Here is a 6622-nt window from a genome sequence, read left to right as displayed (position 1 = left end):
GGAGCCGCCGTCCCGGGTGAGCTCGACCTCGCGGGCGGATCCGGCGGGGCCCGCGTCGTAGCCGCTGAGCCGGTAGCGCAGCTCGGCGCGCGCGAAGGCCCGTACGCCGTCCTCGCGGACCGAGGAGACCTCGTACGACCAGTCCTCCAGGGGGATCGCCGCGAGCCGGGCGGGCGGGGCGGCCGACCAGGCGGCGACGGCCCGGCGGACCGCCCGCTCGGTCTCGGAGACGGCCGGGCCGGAAGCGGAACCGGAATCCGGAGCGGAACCGGATCCGGCGGCGGGGGCGCAGCCCGCGAGCGGCACGCACAGCAGCAGCGCCATCGCCACCGCCAGCGCGCGTGCGCGCGGACGGCGCGGGCGCCGCGGACGGCCGGGACGGCGAAGGCGGCGCGGACGGTCCAGACCCGGGAACATCAGCCGATCGTACGCAGAACGTCCCTCAGGGCCGGGTCACCGAGGACACCGGCATCATGCCGACCGGGTCGTAGCGCACCCGCGCCCCCGGGTACGGGGCGTGCACCACCTGGCCGTTGCCCACGTACATGCCGACGTGGCTGGCGTCCGAGCGGTACGTCACCAGATCCCCGGGCCGCGCCTGCGAGAGCGGCACCTGCCGCCCCGCGTGCCGCTGCGCCTGCGAGGTCCGCGGCAGCGAGACGCCCGCCTGCCGGTAGGACCACACCATCAGGCCGGAGCAGTCGAAGCCGGAGGGGCCGGTGGAACCCCACACGTACGGCCGGCCGACGGCGGAGCGGGCCGCCATGACGGCGGTCGCCGCGCGGCCCGAGGACGGGCCGAGCGAGCCCGGGACGGGCAGGTCCGGCAGGGCGTCGGGGCGGCCGCCGGTGCGCGAGGCGCGCTCGAAGTCCGCCCGCTCCCGGGTGGGCATGGCGTTCAGCAGCCGGCGGGCGGCGGCGAGCTTCGCGGTGACGGCCCGCTTCTCCCTGGCCACGTCCGCGCGGATCGCGTCGAGTTCGGCGAGCTTGCGGGAGGCCTCCTCGCGCTCCTGGCCGAGCCGGCGCTGTTCGGAGCGCAGTTCGTCGAGCTGCCGGGCCTGACGGCCGGTCAGCCGTTCGAGGGCGGAGGCCTTGTCGAGGTACTCGTCGGGGTTGTCGGAGAGCATCAGCTCGACCGAGGGGTCGATGCTCCCCGCCCGGTACTGGGCTCCGGCGTAGGTCCCGAGGACCCCGCGCATGGTGTTGATGCGGTCCTGGCCGCGGGCCACCGCGTCCTGGACGCGGCTGACTTCGGCCCGGAGCCTGCCGGCCCTCTCGCCCGCCCGGTTGAAGCGCTCGGTGGCCTGCTCGGCCTCCTCGAAGAGCTGGTCGACCTGGGCGCGGGCGCCCGCGGAGGGCTCCTGCGGCAGACCGGGTGCCGCGCTCGCCGGTGCGCCCGTCAGGGCGACCGCGGCGCTCGCCGCCGCGGCGGTGAGGACGGTGACCTTCGTGTTCCGGTCGAGGACGCTGGGCCCGGACCGGCGATGGGACGCCACGTGAGACCGCTCCCTTCCGCTGCGCGGAGCCCGGGTCCGCCCCCCGTGGACGGCCGTGTGCCGGGGTTCCGCGCTGGCAGACAGTAGCCGCGCCGCGGGGCACCGGCCAACGACCTGCGGCGGGCACACACAGTGACGCCCCACCGGAGACGCAGGTCACCGGCGGGGCGTGTGGTCAGTGCGGCGCCTCGGAATTCGCCCGGATGGGCGGTGTGCGGCGCGTCCCGACGGGTCCTGGGGCGTCAGCCGCCGACGCGGACTCCGTAGGCGAATCCACTGAGGGATCCGTACAGGATGCCGGCGCTCGGGTTGGCGGCGTGGAAGACCTTGCCGTTGCCCGCGAACAGCCCGACGTGCTGGAGGTTCGAGTAGAAGACCAGGTCTCCGGGCTGGAGTTCGCTCAGGCTGACCTTCCGGCCGTCCTTGACCTGGTCGTAGGTGGTGCGCCCGATGGTGATCCCGGCCTGCTTGTAGGCCCACTGCGTCAGGCCGGAGCAGTCGAACGCGTTCGGGCCGGTGCCGCCGCGTACGTAGGACCCGCCGTTCTTGGTCACGGCGGCCCGCAGCGCGTCCGCGGCCCGGCCGGAACCCTTCACGTTGCTGAGCTCGGCCTGCTCGGCCGCGCTGCCGCCCGCCTTCTTGGCCTCCTCCTTGAGCTGCGCGCGCTCCTGCGCGCTCAGGGTGTTGAGGAGGGCCTGGGCCTCGGCGAGCTTGTCCGTCGAGATCTTCTTCTTCGCCGCCAGCTCCTTGCGGGTGGCGTCGAGGTCGGCGAGCTTGCCGGCGGCCTCCTGGCGCTGCTGCGCGAGGCCGCGCTGCTTGGCCTGGATCTTCTGGACCGCCTCGACCTGCTTGCCGCTCAACTGCTCCAGCGTGGAGGCCTTGTCGAGGTAGCTGTCGGGGTCGGCGGAGAGGAACAGCGCGACGGACTGGTCTATGCCACCGGTGCGGTACTGGGCGCTGGCCATGGAACCGATGGTGCCGCGCAGGGCGTTGAGCTCCCCCTGGCCGCGGGCGACCTGGTCCTGGAGCTGCCCGATCTCCTTCTCCAGGCCGTCCTGGCGCGTCTGGGCCCCGTTGAGCTTCTCGGTGGCCTGCTCCGCCTCTTCGTAGAGGGCGTCGACCTTGGCCTTGACCTCGTCCTTGCTCGGCTTGGCCGGCGCGGCGTTGGCGGCCTGGCCGGAGAGGACCACGGCGGCGGCCGCGGTGACGGTGAGCACAGTCACGCGAGCGCGGGTCGGCTGCTTGGGTCGACGGTGGGACGCCACGAAGGCGAGCTCCTTCTTCCTAGAGCCGCCGAAGAACGCAGCTCGGCGACACCTTCGCCGCCACCCCGAATGGGTGAACTACCGCACGAAGGTTTGAGCTGACCCTAGTGACCCTTCTGTGATCAGTTCAAATCCTGCCGGGAAAAAACTTGGCCTCCGACCAGCTTCTTTACCTACAGTGCACGCTGAGTGCCGACGACTTGACGGTCCGTCCCCCCGAACACATGCCAATTCCGGCATTCGGGCGAGCAGTTACGAAACGCGCGAAAGCCGCTTCAGCAACAAGGCGGACGTCACCGGCCGCGCCCCGGCCTTGGCCACTCCGTCGGCGACCTCGCGGTCCGTGGAGACCACGACCACCGGCCGGCCGGTGGGCTCGGCGCGCACCAGCTGGCGGATCAGCTCGTCCGCCGTCACGCCCGCCTTCGAGAACAGCACCCGCACCCCGCGCGGCGGCGCGAGCAGCACCGGGGCCGCCAGTTCCGCCCCGTCGAAGACACAGGTCATCTCGGCGCCCGTCTGCGCGGCGAGCATCGACAGCCCGCCCAGCAGCCGCAGCCGCTGCTTCTCCAGCGGCATCGTCGGATACCCGGTCTTGGTGACGTTGTAGCCGTCGACCACCAGATGGGCCTGGGGCAGCGCCAGCAGCTGGTCCAGCAGCGCCGGGTCGGTCTCCGACAGGGCGCGCGCCGCGATGTCCTTCGGGGTCATCCGGCCCGGCTCCACCGCCTCCACCGTGTCGGCGGGCCGCATGGAGAGCGGCGGCAGCGCCAGCTCGCGGCGCAGCCCCGCCGCGGCGTCCAGCACGGTGTCCAGCAGCAGCCGCAGCCGCATGTCCTCGATGCTGCGCCCCTCGCGGGTGGCCCGGCGCGAGGTCTCCAGCGCCGTCTCCACCTCCGCGAGGCGGGACTTGAGCCGCCGGGTCTCGCTCTCGGCGGCGGCCACCCGCGTGGCCGCGTCGCCGCGGATCCCGTCAACCTCGGCATTGAGCTTCCGCAGGGCGGCGTCGCCCCGCTTCACGTCGCTGAGGGCGCTGCGCAGCTTGCGCTGAAGCGATTCCGCTTCCTTGCGCGCCGTCTCCAGCTCGGCCCGCACCTGGTCACCGCCGGCCCGCTGCAGTTCCCGTACGTGGGCCAGTTCCTCGCGGAGCCGGTCCATCTCGCGGCGGATCTCCTCGCCGACGCGCTCGGCGTCGGCTCGCTGCGCCTCCTCGCCCGCGGCGGCCACCAGCTTCGCCCAGCCCGCCGGCCGCAGGACGTACGCGGCGGCCGCCACGTCCAGCGGATCGGCGGCGGCGGGCGGCGCGCCCGACTCCAGCGCTCCGGCCAGGTCGGACTGCGCCTCGCGGAACTTCTCGGCAACCCGGCCCCGGAAGACGGGGTCGCTCTCCACGGCAGCCGCCATGGCGTTCCCGGCGAACTTGGCCCGCCGGGTCGGGGTGAAGCGGGCGTACTGGCGCAGCTGCGCCGGGAGGTCCGCGACCGTCAGACCGCCGAAGGCGTCCGACACGAGTGCGACGACCCGGCGCCGCACGCCTTCCGGCAGCGGGCGGTCGAGCACCTCGGCGGCGTCGCCGGCCGCGTCGGCCGGCTCAGCACCGCTTGCTGGCTCCACAATCCGTCACCCCTACCGTCATTCACCTGCGGGCGGGGCTCCCTCAGGAGTCCGCGCCCGGCCTGTCCACGAGCTCGATCTGGTCCACCGCGTTGCACCAGCGGCAGCGCACCGACTCGATGGTCTCATTGACCACCTCGCGCTCCTCGACCTTCGGCTCCCCGGCGAGGTCCAAGTGGACGTACTCCACGACCTTCGACGAACGGGTGACGTCGAAGCGGGTGAGGTTGCCGCACAGGGTGCAGCGCCACCGGGTGGTGTCGGTCGGCTGGGGAACCGTCATCAGGCCGCTCTCTCCTTCTGTCTTTTAAGCGAACGTACGTACGCAGGCGTGCGCGGGCGTGCACACGCGGACGTGCGTAGCTCGTAACCCTACGGCCTGCCGCACGGGCGGGTGGGTCCGGCTGGGTCATGCTCGATCGCATGATCGTAAAGTGGCAGGCCGTACGCGAGGGCGCCCGCGGCCCGGTGATCACCCACGCGCTGATCGCCGGCTGCTGCCTGGTGTTCCTGCTGAGCCCCGCGTCGGGGTTCAATCCGGCCTACGGAACGGGCGACCGGCTGCTGGAGACGGGCACCGCGTACTTCCGGCGCTGGGGCGTGGTCCCGGACGAACTGTTCACCGGCTCCGGCCGGGCCCTGCTGACCCCGCTGACGGCCCTGTTCGTCCACGGCAGCTGGCTGCACCTGGTGGGCAACATGCTCTTCCTCCACGTCTTCGGCGCGATGACGGAGCGGCGCATGGGCCGGGCCGGGTTCCTCTGCTTCTACGTCTGTACGGGCTACCTGGCCCTGGCGGCGTACGCGGCGGCCAACGCCTCCTCGGACCAGACCCTGGTCGGCGCCTCCGGAGCGATCTCAGCGGTGCTGGGGGCCTTCCTGTGCCTGTTCCCCGAGGCCCGGGTGACGAGCCTGTTCCCGTTCCTGTTCTTCCTGCCGCTGCGCTTCCCCGCGTGGATGGTCCTGCTGTTCTGGTTCGCCCTGCAGTGGCTGGCCGCGCACCGGGCGGGAAGCGGCCCGGGAGTCGCCTATCTGGCCCACGTGGTGGGCTTCTCCGGGGGCTTCCTCTACGCGTGGGTCCGGTACCGGCGTGGGACTAGAGTGAGGCGACCAGTGACTGCCGGCGAGGGAGACAGCCAACCGTGATCACCGCGATCGTGCTCATCAAGACCAGCGTGGACCGGATCCCCGAGATCGCCGAGGCCATCGCGGCGCTGGAGAACGTCAGCGAGGTCTACTCGGTCACCGGCACGTACGACCTGATCGCGCTGGTCCGCGTCGCCCGTCACGAGGCGCTGGCCGATGTCATCCCCGGGCGCATCAGCAAGATCCCGGGCGTGGAGGCCACGGACACGCACGTGGCGTTCCGTACGTACTCCCAGCACGACCTGGAAGCGGCGTTCGCGATCGGTCTGGACGCGTAGGTCCGTCCGGGCCGCGATCCGCGGGGCCTTCGGGGCGCCCGCCCGAGCGGGCCCGCACCCGCGTGTGGCCCAGATCACAGCACGCGATGCCGCGCGGCGCGATGAGTTCGTGGTGACCGGCCGGTCTTCATGGGCGTACACCGGATACGAAACCCAGGAGACCCCGTGCGCATCATCATCAGCGAGTTCATCAGCCTCGACGGCGTCGTGCAGGCACCCGGCGGCCCCGGCGAGGACACGGACGGCGGTTTCGCCCACGGCGGCTGGTCGCACCCGTTCTTCGACCCGGAGGTCGTGGGCGGCGCCTTCGCCGAGGTGACGGCCAAGGCCGGGGCGCTGCTGTTCGGGCGGCGCACGTGGCAGACGATGGCGGCGGCCTGGCCCGAGCGGGCCGGTGACCCCTTCGCCGACCAGATGAACTCCCTCCCCAAGTACGTCGTCTCCACCACCCTGGGCGACCGCGACCTGACGTGGAACAACACCACGCTCGTCCCCGGCGCCGGGGCGGTCGCCCGGATCCGCGAGCTGCACGCGGCGGCGGGCGGCGACCTGGTGGTCATGGGCAGCCCCACGCTCGTCCGCACGCTGCTGAGCGAGGGCCTGGTCGACGAACTGCGGCTGATCGTCATGCCGGTGCTGCTGGGCGGCGGAAAGTCGATCTTCCCGCAGGACGGCGGCCTGCGGCCCCTGGAGCTGGTCTCCTCGGTCACCGCGTCCACGGGCGCGCAGGTGTGCACGTACCGGCCGGCGGCCCGGGCGTAACAGCTCCCGGGCCGGTTCCGTACGGCGCCGCGCACCGGGCGCGTCGCGGAGGCATGGGCTCG

At 72.9% G+C, this 6622-nt stretch carries 7 protein-coding genes and 1 pseudogene; 3 read left to right on the top strand and 5 right to left on the bottom strand.

The genetic code is table 11. The annotated features are described in order from the left end of the window. The 5 genes and pseudogenes from J7E97_RS16685 to J7E97_RS16665 all read right to left on the bottom strand — a co-directional run. Positions 1–417, bottom strand: a pseudogene (locus J7E97_RS16685) (hypothetical protein); the annotation flags it as partial. Between the two features lie 25 nt (positions 418–442). After that, a complete protein-coding gene (locus tag J7E97_RS16680; protein ID WP_215027831.1) occupies positions 443–1495 on the bottom strand; it encodes a C40 family peptidase in 1053 nt (350 codons plus the stop codon). Positions 1496–1737: 242 nt separating this feature from the next. Next, on the bottom strand, positions 1738–2760 hold the full coding sequence (locus J7E97_RS16675; protein ID WP_215027829.1) for a C40 family peptidase: 1023 nt from the start codon (positions 2758–2760) through the stop codon (positions 1738–1740). 252 nt (positions 2761–3012) lie between these two features. Next, positions 3013–4377: an NYN domain-containing protein gene (locus tag J7E97_RS16670; RefSeq protein WP_215027833.1), complete on the bottom strand. Its 1365-nt coding sequence runs from the start codon at positions 4375–4377 to the stop codon at positions 3013–3015. 40 nt (positions 4378–4417) lie between these two features. Then, a complete protein-coding gene (locus J7E97_RS16665; RefSeq protein WP_215027827.1) occupies positions 4418–4657 on the bottom strand; it encodes a hypothetical protein in 240 nt (79 codons plus the stop codon). A 140-nt stretch (positions 4658–4797) separates the two neighbouring features. On the opposite strand from J7E97_RS16665, the gene J7E97_RS16660 reads away from it, so the two are divergent. The 3 genes from J7E97_RS16660 (at position 4798) to J7E97_RS16650 (ending at position 6560) form a co-directional block, all read left to right on the top strand. Continuing rightward, complete coding sequence (locus tag J7E97_RS16660; RefSeq protein WP_251054677.1) at positions 4798–5520, top strand: rhomboid family intramembrane serine protease; 723 nt, start codon at positions 4798–4800, stop codon at positions 5518–5520. Next, positions 5517–5798 carry an Lrp/AsnC ligand binding domain-containing protein gene (locus J7E97_RS16655; RefSeq protein WP_215027823.1) on the top strand — a complete coding sequence of 94 codons (282 nt, stop codon included), beginning with the start codon at positions 5517–5519 and terminating at the stop codon, positions 5796–5798. The genes J7E97_RS16660 and J7E97_RS16655 overlap by 4 nt, the downstream gene beginning before the upstream one ends. 165 nt (positions 5799–5963) lie before the next feature. Next, positions 5964–6560, top strand: coding sequence for a dihydrofolate reductase family protein (locus J7E97_RS16650; RefSeq protein ID WP_215027821.1), 597 nt, complete (start codon positions 5964–5966; stop codon positions 6558–6560). Positions 6561–6622 lie beyond the last annotated feature (62 nt).

It is taken from the genome of Streptomyces sp. ISL-66 (genome assembly GCF_018614135.1).
GTDB lineage: Bacteria > Actinomycetota > Actinomycetes > Streptomycetales > Streptomycetaceae > Streptomyces.
This window is presented reverse-complemented; position numbering and strand designations above follow the sequence as displayed.

What these genes read in the sequence shown, in the direction of transcription:
- J7E97_RS16665 (WP_215027827.1), bottom strand. Translation starts at nt 4,657, where the DNA reads ATGACGGTTCCCCAGCCGACCGACACCACCCGGTGGCGCTGCACCCTG.
- J7E97_RS16660 (WP_251054677.1), top strand. Translation starts at nt 4,798, where the DNA reads ATGATCGTAAAGTGGCAGGCCGTACGCGAGGGCGCCCGCGGCCCGGTG.